The sequence below is a fragment of the Streptomyces sporangiiformans genome (assembly GCF_005768555.2).
Taxonomy (GTDB): Bacteria; Actinomycetota; Actinomycetes; order Streptomycetales; family Streptomycetaceae; genus Streptomyces; species Streptomyces sporangiiformans.
In genome coordinates this window covers 1-24004 of sequence record NZ_VCHX02000147.1, presented here as the reverse complement: position 1 = coordinate 24004, position 24004 = coordinate 1, and the positions used below count along the sequence as shown (strand labels likewise).

General features: G+C 69.7%; 20 protein-coding genes. 5 read left to right on the top strand and 15 right to left on the bottom strand.

The window, feature by feature from the left end:
* Positions 1-103: 103 nt before the first annotated feature.
* Positions 104-2227, bottom strand: coding sequence for a DNA gyrase/topoisomerase IV subunit B (locus FGD71_RS22425; protein WP_119102294.1), 2124 nt, complete (start codon positions 2225-2227; stop codon positions 104-106).
* Between the two features lie 454 nt (positions 2228-2681).
* On the opposite strand from FGD71_RS22425, the gene FGD71_RS22420 reads away from it, so the two are divergent.
* Positions 2682-2912, top strand: a complete 231-nt coding sequence (locus FGD71_RS22420; RefSeq protein ID WP_119102293.1) for a DUF7455 domain-containing protein — start codon at positions 2682-2684, stop codon at positions 2910-2912.
* Positions 2913-3040: 128 nt separating this feature from the next.
* Here FGD71_RS22420 and FGD71_RS22415 read toward each other — a convergent pair whose 3' ends face one another.
* The 7 genes from FGD71_RS22415 to FGD71_RS22390 form a co-directional block, all read right to left on the bottom strand.
* Entirely contained in the window at positions 3041-3859 is an 819-nt protein-coding gene (locus tag FGD71_RS22415; RefSeq protein ID WP_119102292.1) for a S1 family serine peptidase, read from the bottom strand.
* Positions 3860-3992: 133 nt separating this feature from the next.
* Complete coding sequence (locus FGD71_RS22410; protein WP_119102336.1) at positions 3993-5537, bottom strand: RNA polymerase sigma factor; 1545 nt, start codon at positions 5535-5537, stop codon at positions 3993-3995.
* A 428-nt stretch (positions 5538-5965) separates the two neighbouring features.
* Positions 5966-6853, bottom strand: coding sequence for a FadR/GntR family transcriptional regulator (locus FGD71_RS22405; RefSeq protein WP_119102291.1), 888 nt, complete (start codon positions 6851-6853; stop codon positions 5966-5968).
* Between the two features lie 163 nt (positions 6854-7016).
* Positions 7017-8777 carry an ABC transporter ATP-binding protein gene (locus FGD71_RS22400; protein ID WP_119102290.1) on the bottom strand — a complete coding sequence of 587 codons (1761 nt, stop codon included), beginning with the start codon at positions 8775-8777 and terminating at the stop codon, positions 7017-7019.
* 92 nt (positions 8778-8869) lie between these two features.
* Entirely contained in the window at positions 8870-9628 is a 759-nt protein-coding gene (locus FGD71_RS22395; protein WP_119102289.1) for an NUDIX hydrolase, read from the bottom strand.
* Between the two features lie 82 nt (positions 9629-9710).
* A complete protein-coding gene (locus FGD71_RS47480; RefSeq protein WP_162931202.1) occupies positions 9711-9887 on the bottom strand; it encodes a hypothetical protein in 177 nt (58 codons plus the stop codon).
* 88 nt (positions 9888-9975) lie between these two features.
* The gene (locus tag FGD71_RS22390) at positions 9976-11604 is read right to left on the bottom strand and encodes a DUF4192 domain-containing protein (RefSeq protein WP_119102288.1); all 1629 of its coding nucleotides are present in this window, start codon (positions 11602-11604) and stop codon (positions 9976-9978) included.
* Between the two features lie 133 nt (positions 11605-11737).
* On the opposite strand from FGD71_RS22390, the gene FGD71_RS22385 reads away from it, so the two are divergent.
* Positions 11738-13900: a RecQ family ATP-dependent DNA helicase gene (locus FGD71_RS22385; RefSeq protein ID WP_119102287.1), complete on the top strand. Its 2163-nt coding sequence runs from the start codon at positions 11738-11740 to the stop codon at positions 13898-13900.
* A 222-nt stretch (positions 13901-14122) separates the two neighbouring features.
* A complete protein-coding gene (locus FGD71_RS22380) occupies positions 14123-14749 on the top strand; it encodes a hypothetical protein (RefSeq protein ID WP_119102286.1) in 627 nt (208 codons plus the stop codon).
* Between the two features lie 270 nt (positions 14750-15019).
* Here FGD71_RS22380 and FGD71_RS22375 read toward each other — a convergent pair whose 3' ends face one another.
* The 3 genes from FGD71_RS22375 to FGD71_RS22365 all read right to left on the bottom strand — a co-directional run bounded on the left by FGD71_RS22375 (position 15020) and on the right by FGD71_RS22365 (position 17121).
* On the bottom strand, positions 15020-15649 hold the full coding sequence (locus FGD71_RS22375) for a hypothetical protein (RefSeq protein ID WP_119102285.1): 630 nt from the start codon (positions 15647-15649) through the stop codon (positions 15020-15022).
* Between the two features lie 68 nt (positions 15650-15717).
* Positions 15718-16419, bottom strand: a complete 702-nt coding sequence (locus FGD71_RS22370) for a ribonuclease HII (protein WP_119102284.1) — start codon at positions 16417-16419, stop codon at positions 15718-15720.
* Positions 16420-16479: 60 nt separating this feature from the next.
* Positions 16480-17121 (bottom strand): TetR/AcrR family transcriptional regulator, encoded by a 642-nt coding sequence (locus tag FGD71_RS22365; protein ID WP_119102283.1) that lies wholly within the window; start codon positions 17119-17121, stop codon positions 16480-16482.
* A 172-nt stretch (positions 17122-17293) separates the two neighbouring features.
* Here FGD71_RS22365 and FGD71_RS22360 point away from each other — a divergent pair, with 172 nt between their 5' ends.
* Entirely contained in the window at positions 17294-18841 is a 1548-nt protein-coding gene (locus FGD71_RS22360) for an MFS transporter (protein ID WP_119102282.1), read from the top strand.
* A 130-nt stretch (positions 18842-18971) separates the two neighbouring features.
* Here the strand turns inward: FGD71_RS22360 and FGD71_RS22355 are convergent, their stop codons facing one another.
* The 4 genes from FGD71_RS22355 to FGD71_RS22340 all read right to left on the bottom strand — a co-directional run bounded on the left by FGD71_RS22355 (position 18972) and on the right by FGD71_RS22340 (position 23276).
* Entirely contained in the window at positions 18972-20741 is a 1770-nt protein-coding gene (locus FGD71_RS22355) for a DUF4153 domain-containing protein (protein ID WP_420878335.1), read from the bottom strand.
* 259 nt (positions 20742-21000) lie between these two features.
* A complete protein-coding gene (locus tag FGD71_RS22350; RefSeq protein ID WP_119102281.1) occupies positions 21001-21918 on the bottom strand; it encodes an ADP-ribosylglycohydrolase family protein in 918 nt (305 codons plus the stop codon).
* An 11-nt stretch (positions 21919-21929) separates the two neighbouring features.
* Positions 21930-22589 carry a histidine phosphatase family protein gene (locus FGD71_RS22345; RefSeq protein WP_119102280.1) on the bottom strand — a complete coding sequence of 220 codons (660 nt, stop codon included), beginning with the start codon at positions 22587-22589 and terminating at the stop codon, positions 21930-21932.
* A gap of 81 nt (positions 22590-22670) precedes the next feature.
* Entirely contained in the window at positions 22671-23276 is a 606-nt protein-coding gene (locus FGD71_RS22340; RefSeq protein ID WP_119102279.1) for a YdbC family protein, read from the bottom strand.
* Between the two features lie 107 nt (positions 23277-23383).
* On the opposite strand from FGD71_RS22340, the gene FGD71_RS22335 reads away from it, so the two are divergent.
* A complete protein-coding gene (locus tag FGD71_RS22335; protein WP_119102278.1) occupies positions 23384-23953 on the top strand; it encodes a TerD family protein in 570 nt (189 codons plus the stop codon).
* Positions 23954-24004 lie beyond the last annotated feature (51 nt).

The window sequence follows — 24004 nt, the reverse complement described above, 5'->3', positions numbered from 1 at the left end:
CATCAGGTGACCGAGGTGTCCTGATCCCGGTCCTCGACCGGCCTCCATCCACGGGTGGAGGCGCCCACGTGGACGCCTCCTGCCCCCTGGGAGCTCCGGCCCCCTACGCGTCGATGCGCGAGCGGTCCAGTGTCGCCGCCGAGTTGGAGATGAACTCCTTGCGCGGCGCCACCTCGTTCCCCATCAACAGGTCGAACACCTGCTCAGAGGCCTCCAGGTCGGTGATGTTGATACGGCGCAGGGTGCGGTGCCGCGGATCCATCGTGGTCTCGGCCAGCTGGTCGGCGTCCATCTCGCCCAGACCCTTGTAGCGCTGGATCGAGTCCTTGTACCGGATGCCCTTGCTCTGGAACTCCAGCAGCTTGTCGCGCAGCTCGCGGTCCGAGTACGTGTAGACGTACTTGTCCTGGCCCTTCTTCGGCTGGGTGAGTTCGATCCGGTGCAGCGGGGGCACCGCGGCGAACACCCGGCCCGCCTCGACCATGGGGCGCATATATCGCTGGAACAGCGTGAGCAGCAGAATGCGGATGTGCGCACCGTCGACATCGGCGTCGACGAGCAGGATGATCTTCCCGTAGCGAGCCGCGTCGATGTCGAAGGTCCGGCCGGACCCCGCCCCTATGACCTGGATGATCGCGCCGCACTCGGCGTTCTTGAGCATGTCCGACACGGACGCCTTCTGAACGTTGAGGATCTTGCCGCGGATCGGCAGCAGCGCCTGGAACTCGGAGTTCCGGGCGAGCTTGGCGGTGCCGAGCGCCGAGTCCCCCTCGACGATGAACAGCTCGCTGCGCTCGACGTCGTCGCTGCGGCAGTCGGCGAGCTTGGCAGGCAGCGAGGAGGACTCCAGAGCCGTCTTCCGGCGCTGTGCGTCCTTGTGCTGGCGGGCCGCGATGCGCGTACGGGCGGCTGCGACGGCCTTCTCCAGGACGGCGCGGGCCTGGGCGGCGGCATCGCGCTTGGTGGAGGTCAGGTACGCCTTGAGCTCCTTGGAGACCACGTTCGTCACGATGCGGCGGGCGGCCGAGGTGCCGAGCACCTCCTTGGTCTGCCCTTCGAACTGCGGCTCGGCGAGGCGCACCGTCACCACCGCGGTGAGGCCTTCCAGGGCGTCGTCCTTGACGATGTCGTCCTCGGCGACGCGCAGCAGCTTCTTGGACCGCAGCACTTCGTTGACCGTCTTCGTGACGGCCTGCTCGAAGCCCGCCACGTGGGTGCCGCCCTTGGGCGTGGCGATGATGTTCACGAACGACTTGAGCGTCGTGTCGTAACCCGTGCCCCAGCGCATCGCGACGTCGACGCCGAGCTCACGGGTGACCTCGGTGGGGGTCATCTGGCCGTGGTCGTCAAGGACCGGGACGGTCTCCTTGAAGGTGCCCTGGCCGGAGAAGCGGAGTACGTCACAGACGGGCTTGTCGCCGGCCAGGTACTCGCAGAACTCGCTGATGCCCCCGTCGAAGCGGAAGGACTCCTCACCCTTGCTGCCGTCTGCGCCCAGGCCGTACTCGTCGCGGACGACGATGGTCAGCCCGGGTACCAGGAACGCTGTCTGGCGGGCGCGCTGGTGCAAATGGTCCAGGGAGAGCTTGGCGTCCTTGAGGAAGATCTGGCGGTCGGCCCAGTAGCGCACGCGCGTGCCGGTGCGGGTCTTGGGAATCCTCTTGAGCTTGCGCAGGCCGGCCGACGCGTCGAAGGCCGCGTCCGGTCCGGACGCCTTGAACGCGCCCGGGGTACCGCGCCGGAAGCTGACGGAGTGCGTGTGCCCGGCGCGGTCCACCTCGATGTCCAGGCGGGCCGACAGCGCGTTCACCACGGAGGCACCCACACCGTGCAGGCCGCCGGAGGCCGCGTACGAACCACCGCCGAACTTTCCGCCGGCGTGCAGCTTGGTCATCACGACCTCGACACCGGAGAGGCCGGTCTTGGGCTCCACGTCGACGGGGATGCCGCGGCCGTTGTCCCGCACTTCCACCGAGGCGTCGTCGTGCAGGATCACCTCGATATGGTCGCAGTACCCGCCCAGGGCCTCGTCCACGGAGTTGTCGATGATCTCCCAGAGGCAGTGCATCAGACCGCGGCTGTCGGTCGATCCGATGTACATGCCCGGGCGCTTCCGCACGGCCTCGAGCCCCTCGAGGACGAGCAGGTGCCGCGCGGTGTAGTTGGAACCGTCCCGGTCTGCTCCGGTCAGCAGTGCTGTGGACGGCACGGACGTCTCGGCGGTCACGCGGTTCGCTCCTCGCTGAATTTCAGGTGGGGCCCTGTTGGGTAAGGGCCCCGGCTTCGGTCGCCGGTCCGAGGGTACCGAGGCCTGGTAGAGCCGTTGTAACGCCACCCTCGTCCGAAAGTCAGACTAGACCAGGCCCACCCAGAGTCGCATGCATGTTCGATCCCTCGATCGAGTGAAGTACACATCACGTTCCCTTCCAGGCATGAACCATTTAGGCTCCGGGCACGTCCTCATGAACAAACCGGCAATCCAGCCGGGAGGACCGACCCTGACAGACAGCGCGAACCCGTAAGACACAAAGACACGCAATACGGCTCATTCGCCGCCAACCGGCAGCAGACAGCCGACTCGGAGAGAAATTTTTCGAGGAAGAGCCACGAGCGGGAACGTTTTAGGCCTGGTTGGATGTTGACCCTGGTACGACAGCTCGTCGAGCTAGAGAAGAGGCGACGTGACTACTGTTCTGACCCCCGCGAGCCCGCTGACGGCCGCTGACCGCTGCGACCGTTGCGGCGCCCAGGCATATCTGCGCGTCGTGCTCCTCAGCGGTGGTGAACTGCTCTTTTGCGCCCACCACGGACGCAAGTTCGAGCCGGAACTCAAGAAGATCGCCGCTGAGATACAGGACGAGACGGAGCGGCTGACGGCCGCCCCGGCAAGCGCCAACGACGAAGAGCGTTGACACTTCGCATCCACGACGAGCCAGCTCCGGCACAGGCCGGTTGCCCGGGCGGCCACCTCTCCTTCGAGGGGTGGCCGCCCGGACTCGTGCACAGCGGCTCTCCTGTGTCCCTGCCGGCGGCATGCCCGTCAGCGACCCATACGCAGCGCCCTGACGACGTCAGAGACCCGCGTGTACACCCCTGGGCTGCCGGCCCGTCCGCAGCCCCTCCCCCACGACACCAGGCCGATCAGCCGCCCCTGGGCGACCAGCGGCCCACCGCTGTCCCCCTGGCAGGCATCCCGGCCACCGGCCGGCTCCCCGGCGCACAGCATGGCACCGGACCGATACGTTCCGCCCGCACTGCCTGGATACGCCTTCTCGCAGACGGCATCGGACAGCACATCCACCCGTGCGGCCCGCAGACCGCGCACATAGTCGCCTCGGCCCGTGATGTCGCCCCAGCCGTAGACCACAGCGTCCGTACCCGGCCGGTAGGCCGCGTCGCCGGGGCCCGCCATGCCGATGACGGAGCTCGCGGGGAGCGGCTCGGCGAGGGTGAGCACAGCGAAGTCACCGGCGTTCGTGTACGCGTTGTACGCCGGGTTGATCCACACACTGCTCAGGGAGATCTCCCTGCCTCCGTCCGCCAGTAGATCCCCGCGCCCGGCGATCACCTTGAGATCGCGGATCTGCCGCGCGGGCGCTCCCAGCACCTGTCGGCTCATGCAGTGCGCCGCGGTCAGCACGGTCGACCGGCCGATCACCACACCCCCGCAGAACTGCCCCGCACGCGTGCCCCCGAACCGGTCACGGCTGGACAACGCCACCGTCCACGGGCTCTGCGAGATCTCTACGGGATAGCCGCCGAGTACGACGCTGTCGGCCGCCGCGGGGGCAGGAGACGCCAGCGGTGACACGGCCGCCGCGACCGCGAGAGCAAGCGCTCGGGCGAAGGGACGGGACATACGGACTCCTCACTCTGGGTTGACAACAGTAAAACCCAGAGTGACTCACCGGATGGTGGCGCGCACTCCGCGCAGACCAAAGGGCCCGGCTCCCTGTACGGGAGACCGGGCCCTCGTGACGTATGGACGAGACCTAGTCGAGGTAGTCGCGCAGCACCTGCGAGCGCGACGGGTGACGCAGCTTCGACATCGTCTTGGACTCGATCTGGCGGATACGCTCACGCGTCACGCCGTACACCTTGCCGATCTCGTCGAGGGTCTTCGGCTGACCATCGGTGAGACCGAAACGCATGGAGACGACGCCCGCCTCGCGCTCGGACAGCGTGTCGAGCACGGAGTGCAGCTGCTCCTGGAGGAGCGTGAAGCTGACCGCGTCGGCCGGGACGACAGCCTCGGAGTCCTCGATGAGGTCACCGAACTCGCTGTCACCGTCCTCACCCAGCGGGGTGTGCAGCGAGATCGGCTCGCGGCCGTACTTCTGGACCTCGATGACCTTTTCCGGGGTCATGTCGAGCTCCTTGGCCAGCTCCTCCGGGGTGGGCTCGCGGCCCAGGTCCTGGAGCATCTGACGCTGCACACGCGCGAGCTTGTTGATGACCTCGACCATGTGCACCGGGATACGGATGGTGCGGGCCTGGTCGGCCATGGCGCGGGTGATCGCCTGACGGATCCACCAGGTCGCATACGTCGAGAACTTGTAGCCCTTGGTGTAGTCAAACTTTTCTACCGCGCGGATCAGACCGAGGTTGCCCTCCTGGATGAGATCCAGGAAGAGCATGCCGCGACCCGTGTAGCGCTTGGCGAGGGAGACCACCAGGCGGAGGTTGGCCTCCAGGAGGTGGTTCTTGGCGCGGCGGCCGTCCTCGGCGATGATCTCCAGCTCGCGCTTGAGCTTCGGGGCGAGCTTGTCGGCGTTGGCGAGCTTGTCCTCGGCGAACAGGCCGGCCTCGATGCGCTTGGCGAGCTCGACCTCCTGCTCGGCGTTGAGCAGCGGGACCTTGCCGATCTGCTTGAGGTAGTCCTTGACGGGGTCAGCCGTGGCACCGGCCGCGGCGACCTGCTGCGCGGGCGCGTCGTCCTCGTCCTCGTCCGACAGGACGAAGCCCTGGGCGCCGTCCTCGGTGGGCTCTTCGGCACCGGGCTTGCCGGTACCCGGGGTCTCCTCGACCGCCGCCTCCTCGTCGATCAGCTCGACGTCGTCCTTCTTGGCGGTGGTCTTCTTGGCCGTCGTCTTCTTGGCGACGGTTTTCTTCGCGACGGCCTTCTTCGCCGTCGTCTTCTTGGCAGCGGCCTTCTTGGCGGGGGCTTCCTCGGCGGGAGCGTCAGCGGCAGGCATCGCGGGGGCGGCGGTGGCGGTGGCCTTCTTGGCCGTCGCCGTCTTCGCCGGGACGGTCTTGGTGGCCGTGCGCTTGGCCGGACTCTTCGCTGCGACGCTCTTTCGGGTGCGCTTGGGCTCCGCGGCACTGACCATCAGCGTCACACCCTCTTCCTCGAGGATCTGGTTGAGGCTGCGCAGTACGTTCTTCCACTGAGTGGCCGGAATCTGGTCAGCTTCGAAGGCCCGACGCACGTCATCGCCGGCGATCTGCCCCTCAGCCTTTCCCCGCTCAATGAGCGCCATGACAGAGATGGACTCGGCGATCTCCGGCGGGAGCGTACGGGATGTGCTGGCCGACACGAACAACCTCTCGGAACGTTGGAAAACGGCTTCCGGCCCCGTCCAATGTGGACCGGAGCCGACGACCGACGACTTGGGGATAGCCGACGGCGCGGGCGGGGGCCGGGAAGATGCACAGCGCCGTGAGCGGCGTCCGTATTCCCTCCTCGACTGTCACCTCTTAAGTCATCGCGCTGCCCCGTGGAGCGTTACGCCCAATCTGCGTGGCCCGAGTCACACCCCGTAAGCACCCAAAAGCGGCCAGATACGGTCAAACATGGTCAGTCAATGAGCTCGGCGTCTCGTCCCGCTGCCGGACTCTGCCGGATTCCAGAGGATTTCCGGCAGAGCCCAGCAGAGTCCGGCAGAGTCCGGCAGCGGATCGTTCGCCGATCGAGCGTTGCCGCGCGAGGGGGCACGCCCCCGAACGCGCCGCCCTCGGTATGCGGTCAGTGCTCGCGCGGCGCGGGCACCACGCGTTCCACCTCGGGGTGGACGGTGAGCAGTTGACGCATGGCAGCCTCCGCCCCCACCCCGTCACTGGCGACGAGGGCGTCGACGATCCGGGCGTGGTGCGCGAGGGAGGTCTCGTTCGGCCGGTCACAGCCGGTGACCGGACCTCCGGAGACCTGCAGCGCGGCCGACACGATCCCTGACAGGTGCTCCAGCATCCGGTTGCCGGCGACCTGAATGAGGAGCGAGTGGAACTCCGCGTCGGCGCGCGAGAAGGTGAGCGAGTCACCCTGCGCCATGGCATGGCCCATGATCTCGACCATGTCGGCGAGCCGCTGATTCACCTCCTCGCGTCCGTGCCCGGCGGCGAGGCGGGCGGCCAGCGGCTCGATCGTCCAGCGCAGCTCGCTCAGCTCACGCCGCTGGTCGTCGCGCTGCGGCCCGAAGGCCCGCCACTCGATGATGTCCGGGTCGAGAAGATTCCAGTCACTGACGGGCCGTACACGCGTGCCGACATTGGGGCGGGCGCTGACCAGGCCCTTGGCCTCGAGGACGCGGAGTGACTCACGGACGACGGTGCGGGAGACCTCGAACCGCTGGCCGATCTCTTCGGGCACGAGCGGGCGGTCGGCTCCCAGGTCTCCGGACACAATCATCTGGCCCAGCTGCTGGACGAGTTGGCCGTGCAGGCCGCGGCCGCGGCTGCCCGCGGCCCGCCTGCCGACTCGGCCCAGCTCCGGGTCCGCGCCGTCCCACACTGGGGCACCGACACGGTCGGCACCAGGGGCCTCCACATAGGGGTAGCGGTCGAGTTCGCCCGGACCGGCGAGGCCGGAGTCGGCGGAGCGGGCGGCGGTCATCATGGTGTGCGCAAGGGTACTCACGCATCCTTTGTCGGCGTCGGCCCCAACTCCCTTGAGGTCTTTGGTGAAAAGCACACGAAAGGGTGATCGCTCACCCCATCGCAATTGACGCCTTATCGGAAAGAAATGGGCGTTCTCCGAGGAGTTGTGCGCACGCGAGGAACACCTCGGCCACGGGTGATCGTCATCGGAACCTGCTGCGCAGGGTCGTGAGCAGATACGCGCAGAGCAGGGCCGTGAGCGACAACGCCAGTGCACCGCCCACGGGTTGGGCGATCATCCGCGCCCCGGCAGCCAGATATTGCTCGCCCCCGAAGGGCCACGGCACCAGCATGAGCTCACGCAACCGCGTCGAAAACCCGGCCGCGGTTCGCACAGAGGGCCCCTCCAATGCCTTCTGCAGAAGGGGTACGACCACGACCGGTACGGCCAGAACCGCGGCGAGTCCGGCGGTCGTCGACCGGAAGATCCCCGCGGCCAGCACGCCCGCCCAGGCACAGCCCACCATGAGTCCGAGCCAACTCGCGCTCATCGAAGGCCAGTCGATGGGAACTGCGGTGAGCTCCCCTCCGTAGACGATGTAGAGCAGTTCGGCGTCCACACCCACCGTGAGGACGGCCAGAGCCAGCGCGACGGCGGCGGCGACGAGGAGTTTGGCGGCGAGCAGTCCCAGGCGCCGCGGGACGGTGCCGCGATCCGCCGCCAGGGCGGGGTGGCGGAACTCGTCGCCGAAGGCGATGGCGCCGAGCCAGCCGGCACCGAGCGCCGCGGGCGGCAGCGGCAGTTCCTGCGGCCACGCGGCGAGCAGGCGCGGCTGCGGTGTGTGCCCCACCCGCGCCAGGAGTACGGAGAGAACGGCGGAGGCGGCGAGTACGGCGGCCGCGATCAGATAGCCGGTGCCGACTCCTGCCACGCGGCGCAGTTCGTAACGCACAGGACGCAACGGGCTGGGCCCTTGGCGAACGGAAATGGGCGGCGGAAGGGCGGACAGCCCCTCCGCGCCCTCCTCATCGGTGCGCCCCGGGGACACGTCCCCCTGAGGCTCGCTCGCGGCCTGCCGTCTCGCGTAGGGCCCCATGTCACCGATTTCCTCGGCGAGTTGATGCACCAGAATGCCGTGGCGGTGCGCGGTTTCACCGACATCGGCGCATGTACTGCCGTACACCGAGAGGCGGCTGCCGTCCTCTCGCACCACTTCGACGGAACGTCGTGTTCTGCGTGCCTCCTTGGCGAGAAGGGCGCCGAGTCTGCCGGCATGCGGGCTGCGGACGGCCACACGGGGCCGGAGCCGGGTGCGGGCGAAGTCCTCGACTTCCTGGTCGGCGACGAGCCTGCCCTCGTCGATCGTGACGACCCGGTCGGCGGTCCGCGCGGCCTCCTTCGGGTCGTCCGTGGTGAACAGCACGGTGCCGCCCTCGGCGGCGTGCGCGCGCAGAATGCCGTGCAGCCATCGGCTTTCGCGGGTGGAGAGTCCGTCCGCGGGGTCGTCGAGAACGAGTGTGTGCGGGTCGGGCAGCAGCGCGCAGGCCAGACCGAGGCGACGGTCCATGCCGCGTGAGAGCATGCCCAGGCGCTCCTCGCGCAGACTGACGAGGCCCACCACTTCGAGGACCTCGTCGGCACGCCGGACGGGCACGCCCACGGCGGCACACAGCATGCGGAGTTGCCCCTGAACGGTGCGCGCCGGATGGCCGGGCACCTCTCCGAGAAGAACGCCCACTTCACGCGAGGGATGGGCGATTCGGTGCAGCGGACGGCCTCTGAAATAGGTGATTCCGCGGCCTGGTTGGAGTTCGAGCATGAGTCTCAGCGCCGTCGTCTTGCCCGCACCCGGGGCTCCGAGGAGCGCGGTGACGCGGCCCGCGTGCGCCTCGAAGGACACGTCATCGACGACGGGCGGAAGCTCCTTGCGGGGGTCGCTGGTCAGTCCGATGGCCTGGATCACCCAAAGCAAGATAGCGCGATATTTACGTTTTTTCGGTCATCTGTGACGCGCTTCGAGGAGCAGGCCCCGCGCCCGTCCGGCCTTGTCGTGCGTCAGACCTCGGGGCGCAGCATCGGGGGATTGAGCAGCGTGGCGCCGCCCGCGCGGAAGAGCTGGGCGGGGCGGCCGCCCTGCCGGGTGGTGGTACCGCCGGTCGGGACGAGGAACCCCGGTGTGCCGGTCACCTTGCGGTGGAAATTGCGGGGATCCAGCGCCACGCCCCACACCGCCTCATACACACGGCGCAGCTCGCCGACGGTGAACTCGGCCGGGCAGAAGGCCGTCGCCAGCGACGAGTACTCGATCTTGGACCGGGCCCGCTCCACCCCGTCCGCCAGGATCTGCGCATGGTCGAAGGCGAGCGGCGCCGCCAGTTCCCCTTCGCGGCCGTAGCCGCCCCGCTGGAGCAGCTCCTCGACGGGGGCCCAGCGCGCACTGTTCGCGTCGCCGCCCGCCCGGGGAGCCGGCAGATCGGGCGCGAGCGCGAGATGGGCGACGCTGACGACCCTCATCCGCGGGTCGCGCTTGGGGTCGCCGTACGTGGCGAGCTGTTCCAGGTGCGCGCCGTTGTCCTGAGCGGCAGCGTCCGGGTCGTGGGCGCGCAGCCCGGTCTCCTCGGCCAATTCCCGCGCGGCCGCCTGTGCCAGGTCCTCGTCGGCCCGTACGAAGCCGCCGGGCAGCGCCCACCGCCCCTGGAACGGAGGCTCGCCCCTCCGCACCGCCAGCGCACACAGGGCGTGGCGACGCACGGTCAACACGACCAGGTCAACGGTGACGGCGAAGGGTGGGAAGGCTGACGGGTCGTAGGGCATGCCGCGATCATAGTCGTCTCCCTGACGATAAACACGCCCTTCATCGGTCGCGCGGGTGGCTGATCCACTTCGGTACGGACCGTCACGGAGCGCGGTGACGAGGAGCACCCCGACGGCGGTCGCCGTGGCCGCCGGACGGCAGTCCACCGGGGACGGAAGGCCGCCCGCAGCACTCGCCCCGCAGCGGCGAACTCACCTCCTTCTCGTTGCGGGCGGCGGCCAGGGCGGCGACGACGACAGCCGTCTCGTGGATCCGCACGGCCCCACCGCGGTGCCGATCACCCGGAGCAGACAGACACGCGCCCGGCACCCGGCCGCCCGCGCCGCCGCGTGTACCTCTCCGGCCCTCATGTGTCGTTCTTTGCCCCCTGACGGGGCTCCGGACGGCGGGGCCTCCTGCGGGAGCGTGAAGCGCTGCCCGTGCTGTCGGCAGCGCGGACGGGCCCTTCTGCCGCGGGGGAGGCGTCCGCGGCCGGCCGGGGACGGCCGGCGCCTCCCCTCTCGGCGGAACGCCGGTTCGGACGGCTGCCGGCACTCCCTGTGGACCGCGTCCGGCGTCGGCGCCGGGAAGCTGCCCTTGTCGACTCGGGCGGGACATGCCCCGATGACCGCTCCGCGTCGGCCCCCGGCGCGGAGGACACCACAGCTCCTGCCCTCGCCTCCGCACCGCCGCGCTCGGCACGCTCCCTGCGCAGGCACCGGCGAATCGACTCCGGATCCAGACCCTCGTTGCACGCCTGGTGCAAAAGGCGGGCGAAGAGATATCCGGGATCCGCGCCGAGCGCCATGGCCAGGGCTTCGCGCGCCTCCAATTCATCGCCGGAAGACCAGGCGACCCATCCCGCGAGAGTGAGCGGCGCCGCGGCGTGCTCGCCGTACGAGCCAACGCAGCGGCGGGCCAGGGCCCGCCACAGACGCAGCGCGGGTCCCGCCTCGTCGCCCTCCATCCACTCCGCCACCCTGTCGCGCGTCGTGCGGTCCTGGAGGCCGAGGATCAGGGTGGCGGCCTCGTCGTGGGCCAGTAGTTCGTCGTCCCGGAGGTCCGCAGGGAGTGTTCCGGACACGGGTGGGGCATCGGTGAACCGGCGCATGACCAGACCCGCCAGGTCGACCGTCTGGGCCGCCACGTCCGTGCGGCTCTCGTCGTCCAGGATCCTGGGGATGAGGGCCAGGCTCACGGCGTCCAGCGCGGACTCCTGCTCCAGCGCCGCCGCGGTCTCCCAGGGCGCGAGCCTCGCCCGCAGCTCACGCAGAGTGCCCCGCACCTGGAGACCGGCGTACGTCGCGGCGGCGGCCAGCACCGAGGTACCGGGCAGTCCCATGGGAGTACCTGCCGACGGACAGCACTGCTCGCTGGGGCAGCAGTACGACCAGAAGCGGCCGTCCGAGATGCACAGGGCCTCGATCACGGGGACGTCCAGAACGCCGCACGCCGTGCGCAGCAACTGCGCCAGCGGGCGGAGGCGCTCCATGACCTCCCGGCCGGACTCGCCGCCTTCGGGGTCCTGACAGAGGAACGCGACCATTCTCTCGATCGGTGCGCCCCTGCGTTCGCTTCCCTTGACGAGCCCATGGGCGAGCTGCTCCGCCACGGACGGCCAGTCCTCCGCCTGGTCGGGAATGCCGAGCCGGGCGCGCCCGCCGAACCGTCCGCGCCCGTCCCGGTCGTGCAGGGCGACGAGCACGATGCTGTCCTCGGGCCGGTACCCGAGCAGGTACGGCAGGGCATCGGCCAGCTCCGCCGGAGTACGGAGTGTGACCTGCTGCTCGGTGCACGGGACATCGGCCGCGACTCCGCCCGCATGGGTGTCACCTTCGCCATGGCCGCCATGGCCGCCTTGCCCGCCGCGCTCGGCCGCTTCCGCATACTCGTCGCGCCCGTCATGCGCGTCGCACCCGTCATGCCCGTCGCACCCGTCATGCGCGCCGATGTCACCGTCGCCGGAAGTCCCGGCCGCTTCGCTGTGATTCGTCATGCGGTGACCATCCCGCGGATCTCAAGATTCCGCTTTGTCCTGTGGACAACCACGACCATGACCACGTCAGAAGCTGTCCACAGCCTGACCGGCTCATTCGCGCGATGTCCGACCCATCGGGTTGCATGGGGCCATGAGCAACGAAGACCTGCGCACCGCGGCCGATACCGTTCTCGCCCGCCTCATCGGCGCCCAGGCGGGCGAGGCCCGGCTGCGCGAGGACCAGTGGCGCGCCATCGAGGCACTCGTCGCGGACAAGCGCAGGGCGCTGGTGGTGCAGCGCACCGGCTGGGGCAAGTCCGCGGTGTACTTCGTCGCGACCGCGCTGCTGCGGGAGCGGGGGGCCGGCCCCACGGTCATCGTCTCCCCGCTCCTCGCTCTCATGCGCAACCAGGTCGAGGCGGCCGCGCGCGCGGGGATCCAGGCGCGGACCATCAACTCGTCCAACACGGAGGAATGGGACACGATCCAGGACGAGGTGGCCGCAGGCGCGGTCGATGTGCTGCTGGTGAGCCCGGAGCGGCTCAACAACCCCGACTTCCGCGACCAGGTACTGCCCAAGCTCGCCGCGGCCACCGGCCTCCTCGTGGTCGACGAGGCGCACTGCATCTCCGACTGGGGTCACGACTTCCGGCCCGACTACCGTCGGCTGCGCACCATGCTCGCCGATCTCCCACCGGGCGTTCCGGTCCTGGCCACCACCGCGACCGCCAACGCGCGCGTGACGGCTGATGTGGCCGAGCAGCTGGGCACCGGCGGCAGCACGGACGCGCTCGTCCTGCGCGGCCCTCTGGACCGGGAGAGCCTGAGCCTCGGTGTGCTGCGGCTGCCGGACGCCGCGCACCGCATGGCCTGGCTCGCCGAGCACCTCGCCGAACTGCCAGGTTCGGGAATCATCTACACGCTCACGGTGGCCGCCGCCGAGGAGGTCACCGCGTTCCTGCGGCAGTCCGGGCACACCGTGGCGTCGTACACCGGGAAGACGGAGAACGCGGACCGTCAACAGGCCGAGGAGGATCTGCTCGCCAACCGCGTCAAAGCCCTGGTCGCGACGTCCGCACTGGGCATGGGCTTCGACAAGCCCGACCTCGGCTTCGTGGTGCACCTGGGGTCGCCGTCGTCTCCGATCGCGTACTACCAGCAGGTGGGGCGCGCCGGGCGTGGTGTGGAGCATGCCGAGGTCCTGCTCCTGCCGGGTAAGGAGGACGAGGCGATCTGGCAGTACTTCGCCTCCATCGCCTTCCCTCCCGAGGAGCAGGTCCGGCACACGCTGGACGCCCTCGCGCAGGCAGGAAGGCCGCTCTCGCTGCCCGCGCTCGAACCGCTGGTGGAGCTGCGCCGGTCCCGGCTCGAGACGATGCTCAAGGTCCTGGACGTGGACGGCGCGGTGAGGCGGGTCAAGGGAGGCTGGATGTCCACGGGCGCCCCGTGGACATATGACACGGAGCGCTACGCGTGGGTTGCCAAGCAGCGTTCCGCCGAGCAGCAGGCGATGCGCGACTACGTCTCGACGACCAGCTGCCGGATGGAGTTCCTGCGGCAGCAGTTGGACGACGAGGGGGCGGCCCCCTGCGAGCGCTGCGACAACTGCGCCGGTCCCCGGTTCACCGACTCGGTCTCCCCCACCGCTCTGGACTCGGCGCGCGGTGAGCTCGGCCGTGCGGGTGTCGAGGTCGAGCCCCGGAAGATGTGGCCCACGGGTCTGCCCGCCGTCGGCGTCAACCTGAAGGGACGGATCCCGGCCGGTGAACAGGCCGCGTCCGGGCGGGCCTTGGGACGCCTCTCGGACATCGGCTGGGGCAACCGGCTGCGTCCGATACTCGCTCCCCAGGCTCCGGACGGCCCCGTTCCGGACGATGTGGCGAAGGCCGTGGTCGGAGTGCTGGCCGACTGGGCGAAGGGGCCAGGGGGCTGGGCTTCGGGAAGCCCCGACGCGCAGTCGCGCCCGGTCGGTGTCGTCACCATGGCCTCGCACAGCCGGCCGCGTCTCATTCAGTCACTGGGTGCGCGGATCGCCGAGGTCGGACGGCTGCCGCTGCTGGGTTCCCTCGAGTACGCCGCTGAAGCCGCGGCCGCGCACGTCTCCAGGAGCAACAGCGCACAGCGGCTCAAGGCGCTCGATGGGGCCCTGACCGTGCCCACCGCCCTGGCCGAAACCCTCGCGCAGGCCCAGGGGCCCGTACTCCTCGTCGATGACATGACGGAGACCGGCTGGACACTCGCGGTGGCCACGCGCATGCTTCGACGGGCCGGTGCGCAAGCGGTATTGCCGCTGGTCCTCGCCGTACAGAACTGACCCATGCGTCGCTATGAAGAACCCTGGGCAGGGATATAGGAGACGCATCGGCAGATAACGGTCGGTGGTCCCAATTGCTCGTTGCCGCAACCAAGTTCGACAGGAAGAATTGGGGGTGCGCCCCGCACGGCCGGTCCAAGGCCGCCCGTTAGGGCTGTGCCGCGGTGCGCTCCCCCTGTCCGACCCCGCCCGCAGTGTGGGCGCGTAGCCGAAGGGAGGACCGTGACCTTCGGATTCGCTCCGTCCTCGGCGGCATCGATGTCGACGTCCGCCGCTTCCGCCAACCCCCTGGCCCGGATGCTCGAACCCGCGGAGTGGGCCGCCGCGGGGATTCCGCTGCTGCGTAATCCCCGGGAGGTCGTCAGCGGGCTGCACTCCCGGCACCGCCCCCGGCCCGCGACCGCGGTCGTGGCTGTCCTCGATCCGGATGAACGACTCGCGGCGAGCGCCTCGTTCACCCGTCGCCCGGCTCCGGCGGACGGCTGGATGTTCCGCAATTCGCTGCTCGCACAGCTGCGCCGGGTGATCCCGCACGACCTGCGGCGCCGCACCCCGGTGCGTACCGCCGTGCTGCTCTACTGCCGCGAGGGCGACGCGCGTTGGACGGAGGAGGACGGAGCCTGGATGTGGGGGCTCCGAGACGCCTGCACTCTGCACGGACTGCGCTGCGGGGCGTACATCACGCTGACGAGTGACGGCTGGCAGGTGCTGGGCGAGGGACGCGGCGGGCGTCGGCCCAACGCGGACGCACCACCGGAATCCTTCGAGTCGTTCGCCGCGGCCGACACACCGCAGCCGCGCGCCGGGGGCGCCGCCTCCGAGGTGCTGCGCCGAGCGGCCGCCCGCTGAGCCGACGCAACGCAGCCGTCGGCACCGGCAGCCGCCGGCACCGGCGTTTCCCACGCGGCACACAGCCTCAGGGCTCGCCATCAACCTCCCCGCGGCATGTGATGGCCACCCCCAGAACGTCCATATGGACAGAACGTCCATATGGACACGTGGACATGGCCACATGACTCAACGGCGCCCGCGCCGACACGTCCCCCGTGCGGCACACGTCAAACCATCCACCGTGCAAAAGCCGCCACAGCGGCATGCCGCCACCCGTGGATGCCTCGGTCAGACTCCCGCGCCCAACACCGAGTTGATCTTCTGCGGGTCGCCGCAGACGATCAGCAGGGCGCCGGCTCGGCCGTGGGCCAGTGGCAGGGCGGTGGCGGCGACAGTGTCGGATCCGCCGTTGACGGCCACGACGACCACGGGGCGAGACGCGGCACGGGCGACGAGGGAGGCGTCGGTGTAGAAGACGTCGTCGCCCGCGTCGTGCTGCGCCCAGTACGCGGCGTCGCCGAAGGACAACTCGTGGGCGGCCCACGGGTGCGGTTCGCCGGTGGTGATCACCAGCACCTCACCAGGGGCACGGCCCGAATCGAGAAGCAGATCGACCGCTTCCTCGGCAGCGTCCAGCGCCCCCTCGACCGAGGCCGGGATCAGCTGGATCTGCGGAGTCGAGGCAGCGGCGGGGGCCGCCGAAGCGGACGGCTCCGGCTTGGCCACAGGCGTGTCGCGCGGCGCACGTTGCGCCGGCGGCATCGGCCGGACGGGACCCGGGCGGCCGGGACGCGGCGGAGCCGCGGGACGGGGGCCGGGTACGGGGCGGGGGGTCGGCGCGCTACGGCCGCTGGCCGGAGTGGCGCGGGGACCCTGGGCACTCTCGTGAATCTGAGGCTCCTCGGGAATGAGAGGCATGAGCTGATTTTTATCAAACGCCGGTGCGACGCGCCTCGGCGGGTGGCACATGAGTGCGAGCGGAGACGTCAGAAATCGAAGCCGAGCTGACCTTCGATCTCCGGAACGCTTCCGTCCGCCCAGCTGCGGACCTTCTTGAGGTGCCGCCACTGGGGCAGCGCATCAAGATACGCCCACGACAGCCGGTGGTACGGGGTGGGGCCCCGCAACTCCAGCGCGGCCTTGTGCACCGGTGACGGATACCCGGCGTTGGCCGCAAAACCGAAGTCTGCATGGTCGATACCCAGTTCGGCCATCATTTTGTCGCGCTCGACCTTGGCGATCACCGAAGCCGCCGCGACGGCCACACACGACTGGTCGCCCTTGATCACCGTACGTACCCGCCACGGAGTGCCGAGATAGTCATGCTTCCCGTCGAGGATGACCGCGTCGGGGCGGACCGGCAGGGCCTCCAAGGCGCGTATGGCAGCGAGCCGCAGTGCGGCCGTCATCCCCAGGCTGTCGATCTCCTCCGGAGAGGAATGCCCCAGGGCGTACGACGTCACCCAGCTCAAGAGCTCCCCGGCGAGCTCCGTGCGTCGCTTGACGGTGAGGAGCTTGGAGTCGGTGAGACCTTCGGGCGGGCGACGCAGTCCCGTGACGGCCGCGCAGACGGTGACCGGTCCGGCCCACGCGCCGCGCCCCACCTCGTCGACACCGGCAATGACCTTCGCTCCAGTGGTGGCGCGCAAGGAGCGCTCGACAGTGTGGGTGGGTGCTTCGTACGGCATGACGCCCTTAGCCTACGCCGCGCCAACCCCGGTCCGACACCGAGGTTTCCCCGGGCGACCTCACGCTCCGGCCGGCCGCAGCAGTGGAACCATCATCTGGTCGATCATCTCTTCCAGATCCTTGTCACTCCATTCGCTCACGCACACCTTTGAGCGGTACATCATCATGGCCGGGATGGCGTCGAAGACATAGGAGTTCGCCGCGTCGGGCCGCACTTCTCCCCGCTCGATACCACGGAGAATGACCTCTCGCACCAGCCGCACCCCCGGCTCCACGACCCCTTCGAGGATCACGGCGTGAAAGCGTTCAGCGGCACTGAAATCGCATTCGTGAAGCACTGAACGCAGGGCGAAACCTGGGCGCGAGAACATCGCCCCGCGTACCCGGCGGCAGAGTTCCAGAAGTTCCTCGCGTGCGTTCCCGAGGTCGGGCGCGTCCTCAAAGGTGGGCAGCCCGAACCGGAGCGCGTCCACGACGAGATCCTCCTTGGACGGCCAGCGACGGTAGACCGCGGCCTTGCCGGTCTGGGCGACCGCGGCGACGCCCTCCATGGTGAGACCGTTCCAGCCGACCGTGCCGAGCTGCTCGAGCGCCGCCTCGAGGATCGCGCGTTCGAGCACGACGCCGCGTCGGCGGAAGGAGGCCGTCTGAGCGGGGGCGGCCGTCTGAGCGGGGGCGGCCGTCCAGTGCGAAGTAGCCATGTGAGTTTCTCCGTTGAGCATGGGGGGAGCGGGGGTTTCGGGGAAAGCGGGCTGTCCGGTGAAGCGGCACGGAAGTAATCCAGTGAACGGTTGCGTTCACTGAAGGGGACTCACTACCTTTGACGCGACAGTGGACGCGAGCGTTCACTAACGCACTTGTGGGGGACCCATAGTGACAACCTCTCAATTGACTAAAAACCAGAAGCCGGGGGCGGCCCGCCGGGAGGGGCGCCCCGGCATCGCGCTCACCGTCATCGCTGCCTGCCAACTCATGGTGGTACTCGATGCGACGATTGTGAACATCGCGCTCCCGCACATACAAGACGCGCTCAAGTTCTCCACGACCGACCTCACCTGGGTCGTCAGCGCGTACACACTCACGTTCGGCGGTCTGCTGCTGCTCGGCGGCCGGGCCGGCGACATACTCGGTCGTCGCCGGGTCTTCATGGCCGGCATCCTGCTCTTCACCTTCGCCTCGCTGCTCGGCGGTTTCGCACAGGAACCCTGGCAGCTGCTGGCGGCGCGCGCCCTCCAGGGCGTGGGGGGCGCGATCGCGTCGCCCACCTCGCTCGCGCTGATCACCACGACCTTCCCCGAGGGCCCCGAACGCAACAGGGCGTTCGGTGTCTTCGCCGCGGTCTCCGCCGGAGGCGGCGCCATCGGCCTGCTGGCGGGCGGCATGCTCACCGAGTGGCTCGACTGGCGCTGGGTGCTCTTCGTCAACGTACCCATCGGCCTGCTGATCGCGTTCCTCACGCCCCTCTACATCAGCGAGTCCGAGCGGCATCCGGGACGCTTCGACTTCGCGGGCGCGCTGACGTCGACGGCCGGCATGGCGTCCCTCGTCTATGGCTTCATCCGGGCCTCTGAGGAGGGCTGGCGGGACAACCTCAGCATTGGGTCCTTCGGAGCGGCGGTGGTCCTGCTGCTGGCCTTCGGACTGATCGAGTCCCGGGCCAGGGAACCGATCACGCCGCTGCGCATGTTCGCCGACCGCAACCGATCGGGCACGTATGTGATCATGCTGAGCCTGGCCGCGGCGATGTTCGGCATGTTCTTCTTCATCGTGCTCTTCGTGCAGAACGTACTGGGGTACACCCCGATCGAGGCAGGCCTGGCCTTCCTCCCGGTGACGGTCGCGATCGCGTTCGGCGCCGGGTTGTCGCAGCGGTTCCTGCCCGTGCTCGGCCCCAAGCCGTTCATGCTCGTCGGCTCGGTGCTCGTCGTGATCGGACTGAGCTGGCAGACCTTCATCAGCCCCGACAGCTCGTACATCGGCGGAGTGCTCGGCCCGATGCTGGTGTTCGGCTTCGGCATGGGTCTGAACTTCGTGACCCTGACCCTCACCGCGGTCTCCGGTGTCGCCCAGCACGAGGCGGGCGCGGCGTCCGGCCTGCTCAACGCCACGCAGCAAGTGGGCGGTTCGCTGGGTCTCTCCATCCTGACGACGGTCTTCGGCACGGCCAGCCGTGATGAGGCGGAGAAACAACTGCCCGCGTTCATGGCCAATGCCTCGCCCGAGCAGAAGGCGGAGTTCGCGCAGACGCAGCAGCTGCCGGCGCCGTGGGGTCACGAAGTGCTGTCCCAGGGCATATCCACCGCCTTCATACCGGCCGCCGCGATGGCCGTACTGGCCCTGGTGACCGCCGCGTTGGTGATCCGGGTCCGCAAGAGCGACCTCGACGCCCTCGCGGGCACCGCCGGCCCCGCCGGAGGCTGACNGCTGCCGCGGAGGCTGACGCTGCCGCGGGAACGTACGGAGGCCGGACCGCGTCCTCGGGACGCCGGCCCGGCCTCCGTACGTTCCCGCGTTCCCTGGCAGCTCGTACGCAATCCGTGCAGCCGGTGCCTCAGCGGTACAGAAGCTCCGTCTGAAGCCGATTGCACTCGCGCCAGTCCGCCTTGGCCGACAGCGGCCGGTCGTCGAGAATGCCTCGGGCACGGACCTCGCCCCAGCTGGTGGCGAACCAGGGTTCGCTCTCCCGCCTCAAGTCCCTCGCGATGGACTCAAGAGCGCAGGAGCGAAGTGGCTCTTTCAGCTCGTCGAGGGCCGGTACGGCGTCCGCGGACAAGCCGCGCGCGTAGGCGAGGTCGAACTTGCCCGTCGCCTCGTACCGTTGGACGTTGCGCTCGGCGACCAGACCGTCCGGTGACGCGAGCCCGAAGACGAGCACACCCCCGGCGGCACTGGCCACGACGGCGCGCGGCAGCCAGCGGGCGCCCCACACACCGGCCACCATGATGAGCACGATGACCAGACCGAGCCAGACCTCCACGGTCACCACCGAGATCCTCAGCCGCGTCAGTCCATAGGCCTCCACGTACATGTGCATACGTCGCACCGCGGATGCCACCACAACGAGCGCCAGGACACACAGGGTTCCCAGCACGCCATGCACGAGCCTCCGGTCGCGCGCACCGTCGCGCGGAGCCCAGCGCAGGGCGACGACGATGACGAGCAGGGTGAGCAGTGTGACCATGAGCAGCTGCCAGAAGCCCTGGCGCGCGTACTCGGCGTACGTCTGGCCCGTCTCCTCCAGCACGGCGTCGTATCCGCCGAACAGGACAGCGAGCTGGACGGCGTTGAAAGCCGCGAAGAGCGTCGCGAGCACGATGAGAGGCAGTGCCCACTCGAGACGGCCACGGGCCCGGCCGGGAAGCACCTCGATGCGGTCCCACAGGACGGGCGCGGCGGCCACGTGCGCCGCCGCGAGGGCCCCGACCACGCCCAGTACGAGGAGTACGACGTGCCAGGGGCCGCCGGAGACGGACGCGTCCGGCACGAGTCCGCCGAGCAGATCCGCGAAGGCGGCGTCGGCCCCTGCGAACAGCGCACCGAAGACCAGCAGCAGAACCGCCGCCACCGCGAGCGCGCGCAGCACCGGGCCCAGGTTGCCGCGGGCGCCACCGGTCCGCTCGCGCAGGCCGCGCCACCCCCAGGCCGGGCCGGTGAGGATCGCGGTGTTGAGACCGATCGGGCCGAGCAGCACTCCGGGCCAGGTACGGCCTCCGTGCAGGGCCAGGGAGCCCACGGCCAGCGCGGCCACGACCGCGAGGAACGACGGCCAGTCGGCGTCGCGCAGGGCCGGCACGGCCAGCAGGGCTAGCCCGCCCATGCCCCAGACGAGCGTCCAGCGGCGTGGACGCCGGCCGGCCGCCTGGGCGGCCCAGTACGCGGCGAGCGCGGCCGGAATCGCCACCATCATGAGGTTGAGGGCCAGTCCGTCGCCGAGCAGAAGCATGCTCAGTACGCCGGTGGCCAGGGCGGCCCAAAGGGTGGCGGTGCGGACCGGGGCCGGGGGCTCCGCCTGAAGCTCGGCGAACGACCAGGAGGACCTGGCGACGGGGTATGTCCCGGCGGAGCCGTTCTCTCCCAAGTCGTCCTCGTCGGAGTCGTCCTCGCCCAAGTCGTCCTCGCCGGAGTCGTCCTCGTCGTAACCCCCTCGGCCGGGCGTGCCCTTCGACGACACGTCGCCGGAATGGGACGCCGGGACGGCGTCCTCCGGCTCATCGGTGTCCAGGGCGGACTTCCTGCTCAGGGCAGCGGTACTCCCCTCGGCAACCGCCCCATCCTCCGCTTCCGGCCCTCTCGGCTCGGCCTCGGACGGCGTGTCGGACACGGGACCCCCTCCCGACCGGCCCGCGCGCGGCGCGCGGCAGATGGCTGCGGCGGAAGCCCGGGGACCGGTGTGTCTCGTCGTGGCACGCTCGGGATGATCAACGAGCGGCGTGGCGGACAGGGTATTCCGCGGAACATCCGACGAAGTGGGGCGTGGGTGCTCTGTGGCAGGTCTGTGACAGTCGCCGATGTCTGTGCCAGGAGAAACAGGGAAGACGCGGTGTCGCCAGCCCCTGCGGGCCCCCGGCACCGTACGCGACCTACTCCGCGCCCTCCGCCCGCAGCCAGCCCGGCAACGCCTCAGTCCGCTCCGCCCACTCGGCAGGGGGCGCCCCCGCCTTCCCGGCGGCCAGCACACCGCCCACGATGGCGCAGTTCGTGTCCACGTCCCCGCCCACCTGGGCGGTCGCCCAGAAGGCCTGTTCGTAGTCCCCGAGGGCCCGCGCGGCCGACCAGAGGGCGAACGGCACGGTGTCATGCGCGCTTGTGCGCCGCCCGCAGCCGAGGACGGCGGCGACCGTCGTCGCGTCACCGTAGTCGAGCATGTCCCGGGCGCGCCGCAGTCCGGCGCCCACGGCGCTGCGCGGTACCAGGGCGACGACCCCGTCGAGCAGCGACTGCGCGCTGGGCGGACCTCCCGGCGCGGCGGCCAGCGCGGCGGCCGCGGCCACGGCCATGGCACCGGCCACGGCTTCACGGTGCTGGTGCGTGGGGTACGCGGAGATCTCCGCCTGGTGCGTCGCCTGCTCCGGGTCGTCCGCGTACCAGGCACCCAGCGGAGCGATCCGCATCGCCGCGCCGTTCCCCCAGGAGCCCTGTCCCTTGAAGAGGGCGGAGGCCAGTTCGCGCCAGTCGCCGCCCTCCCGGACCAGTCGCAGCAGCCGGTTGACCGCCGGCCCGTAGCCCCGGTCGAAGTCGTGGTGCTCCGCGAAGGAACGGGCCAGCTCGTCCTGGTCGATACGGCGGTGTGCGGCCAGAACGGCCACGACGGAGCAGGCCATTTCCGTGTCGTCGGTCCACTGCCAGGGGCCGGACGGCAGGGCGCGACGCTTGAGCAGCGGGTAGTTCTCGGGCACGAAGAACTGCGAGCCCAGCGCATCCCCCACCGCGAGTCCGCGCAGGCTGGCCAGGGCGCGGTCCAGGCGCCCGGCGGGAGGGGAATCGGAGTCAGCGGTCATCGCCCCGCACTCTATCCGGTGGCTCCGTACGGTTCCGGATCACGCCAGCGGTCGAACGGCCGGTCCAGCGTGTACTTGCCGTCCTCCCCGAGCACGAGCATGCGCATCTCGCCGTTCCCGGGATTCGACAGTGATTCGAACTCCGCGACCGACCAGTGGAACCAGCGCATGCAGAACAGCCGCATGGCCAGACCGTGGGTCACCAGCAGCACGTTCGGCGGATGGTCGGGCGCCTCGAAACTGCGGAAGAGGCTCTCCAGGAAGTTGCCGACCCGGTCGTACACGTCGGCGCCGGACTCCCCTTGCGCGAATCGGTAGAAGAAGTGCCCGTACGCGTCGCGATACGCCTTCTGCAGGCGTACGTCGTCCCGGTCCTGCCAGTTTCCCCAGTCCTGCTCACGCAGCCGCGGCTCCTCGCGTATGCGTACCAGCTCTGGGTCGAGATGGAAGGCGCGGAACGTCTCGTGCGTACGCCGGTACGGAGAGACATAAACGCTGACGCGCTCGCGGCCGAACACCTCCCGCAGCCGCTTGCCGGTCTCTTCCGCCTGCTGCCATCCCGCGTCGGTGAGTGGCAGGGCGTGGTCGGGTTCGCGTTCGTACACGGAGTCATCGGCGTTGCCCGCCGACTCTCCGTGCCGGACGAGGACGATGCGCCGTGGTCGTGCCATGCCAAAACCCTAGATCGGTTCAGCGTCGATCGAGCACCCCTACGGGCTCCATACAGCGTATGTCACACAGATACGGCCCTTTCAGACCGTCCAGCTCGGTTCCAGCTCCACGATGTCGCCCGTGAGAGCCGCGACGTCCGCCTCTATCTGGGCCCTCAGAGCGAGCCGCTCCACGCGCTCGACGCGGTACTTGCCGTGCTCGGCGGCCGATTGCCACATCGACAGGACCAGGAACTCATGCCCGGGCGCCTCGCCGAACAGGCCGCGCACCATGCCGGGCGAGCCGGCCATCGCGGGATTCCACACCTTCTCCTGCATCAGCGCGAAGTGCTCGGCTCTCTCTTCGTGCACACGGCAGTGCGCCACCCGCACCAGGTCGGCATCCGTGAAGCGCGGCTCGAAGCCGGTCTTCACATCGAACCGGTGATCAAAGAGTTTGATGTGTGGATCCTTGAACGTGCCCGACTGCGCGGCGGCCAGCCGATCATGGGAGCGGGCCATGAAGGAGTCGTAGAACGCACGGCTCTCCCAGAAGGCGAAGACGTGGGCCACTCCCGGGCGCCCCCGGCTCCAGCCCCCGCCCTGTCCCCTGAACCCCGGCTCCCCCAGAAGCCCCGCCCATTTTCGCTGCCCCCGCTCAAAACCGCGGCGGTCCACCACGGTGCAGCGAATCCACTTGACCAGCACCGCGCCATCGTAAGGCCACGGAGCGTGGCGGCGGTCACACTCCGGCGGAGTGCACCCGAGCGAGCGTCCCCGCGCCCGTGACAGGATGGGCAACTCGCCACGAAGATATGGCGGTTGAGGCGGCAAGCACCGCGGGACGGGGAGGAGAACTGGTGAACAAGGGCATCCGCAAGGTCGAGGTGGCGGTGAAGTGGGACCCCAGTCCCACGGGTGAGGCGCCCACTGACCTCGACCTCGTCGCGGCGACCTACCTGGCGGCAGATCCGCAAGGAGACCCCGACTATGTCGTGCACTTCGACAGCCGCTCCCCGGACGGCACCATCACCCTCGACCGCGACAGCAAGACCGGCCAGGGATTCGGCTGGGACGAGGTCATGGTCCTGGAGCTCAACCGCCTCGACAGCCGCTACGCGCGCGTGGTGGTCGGCGTCGCCATACAGCAGCGGACCGGCAAGAAGACCTTCGTCACCGTCCACGGCCCCGCGCTGCGCATCCGTGAGGGGTACACCGTCCTGGCCGAGGACGACTTCGGCGGCGTCCTCGGCGCGACAGCCGCGACGGTCGCGGAGTTCGTGCGCGACGACTCCGGTGAATGGACCTTCTATCCGGGCGTCCACGGTTACGACGCGGACCCTGCGGCGTTCCCCCAGGTCATGGGTCGCCCTCGCGAGTCCTGAGTCCACGAGGGCTATCGACGCCGAAGGGCGGCACGGCCTGTGGCCGTGCCG

Excerpts from the sequence above, each read along its gene's own strand:
- FGD71_RS22415 (WP_119102292.1), bottom strand. The coding sequence starts at position 3,859 with ATGTCCCGTCCCTTCGCCCGAGCGCTTGCTCTCGCGGTCGCGGCGGCC.
- FGD71_RS22395 (WP_119102289.1), bottom strand. The coding sequence starts at position 9,628 with ATGCCCTACGACCCGTCAGCCTTCCCACCCTTCGCCGTCACCGTTGAC.
- FGD71_RS22390 (WP_119102288.1), bottom strand. The coding sequence starts at position 11,604 with ATGACGAATCACAGCGAAGCGGCCGGGACTTCCGGCGACGGTGACATC.
- FGD71_RS22385 (WP_119102287.1), top strand. The coding sequence starts at position 11,738 with ATGAGCAACGAAGACCTGCGCACCGCGGCCGATACCGTTCTCGCCCGC.
- FGD71_RS22375 (WP_119102285.1), bottom strand. The coding sequence starts at position 15,649 with ATGCCTCTCATTCCCGAGGAGCCTCAGATTCACGAGAGTGCCCAGGGT.
- FGD71_RS22370 (WP_119102284.1), bottom strand. The coding sequence starts at position 16,419 with ATGCCGTACGAAGCACCCACCCACACTGTCGAGCGCTCCTTGCGCGCC.
- FGD71_RS22365 (WP_119102283.1), bottom strand. The coding sequence starts at position 17,121 with ATGGCTACTTCGCACTGGACGGCCGCCCCCGCTCAGACGGCCGCCCCC.
- FGD71_RS22350 (WP_119102281.1), bottom strand. The coding sequence starts at position 21,918 with ATGACCGCTGACTCCGATTCCCCTCCCGCCGGGCGCCTGGACCGCGCC.
- FGD71_RS22345 (WP_119102280.1), bottom strand. The coding sequence starts at position 22,589 with ATGGCACGACCACGGCGCATCGTCCTCGTCCGGCACGGAGAGTCGGCG.
- FGD71_RS22335 (WP_119102278.1), top strand. The coding sequence starts at position 23,384 with ATGGCGGTTGAGGCGGCAAGCACCGCGGGACGGGGAGGAGAACTGGTG.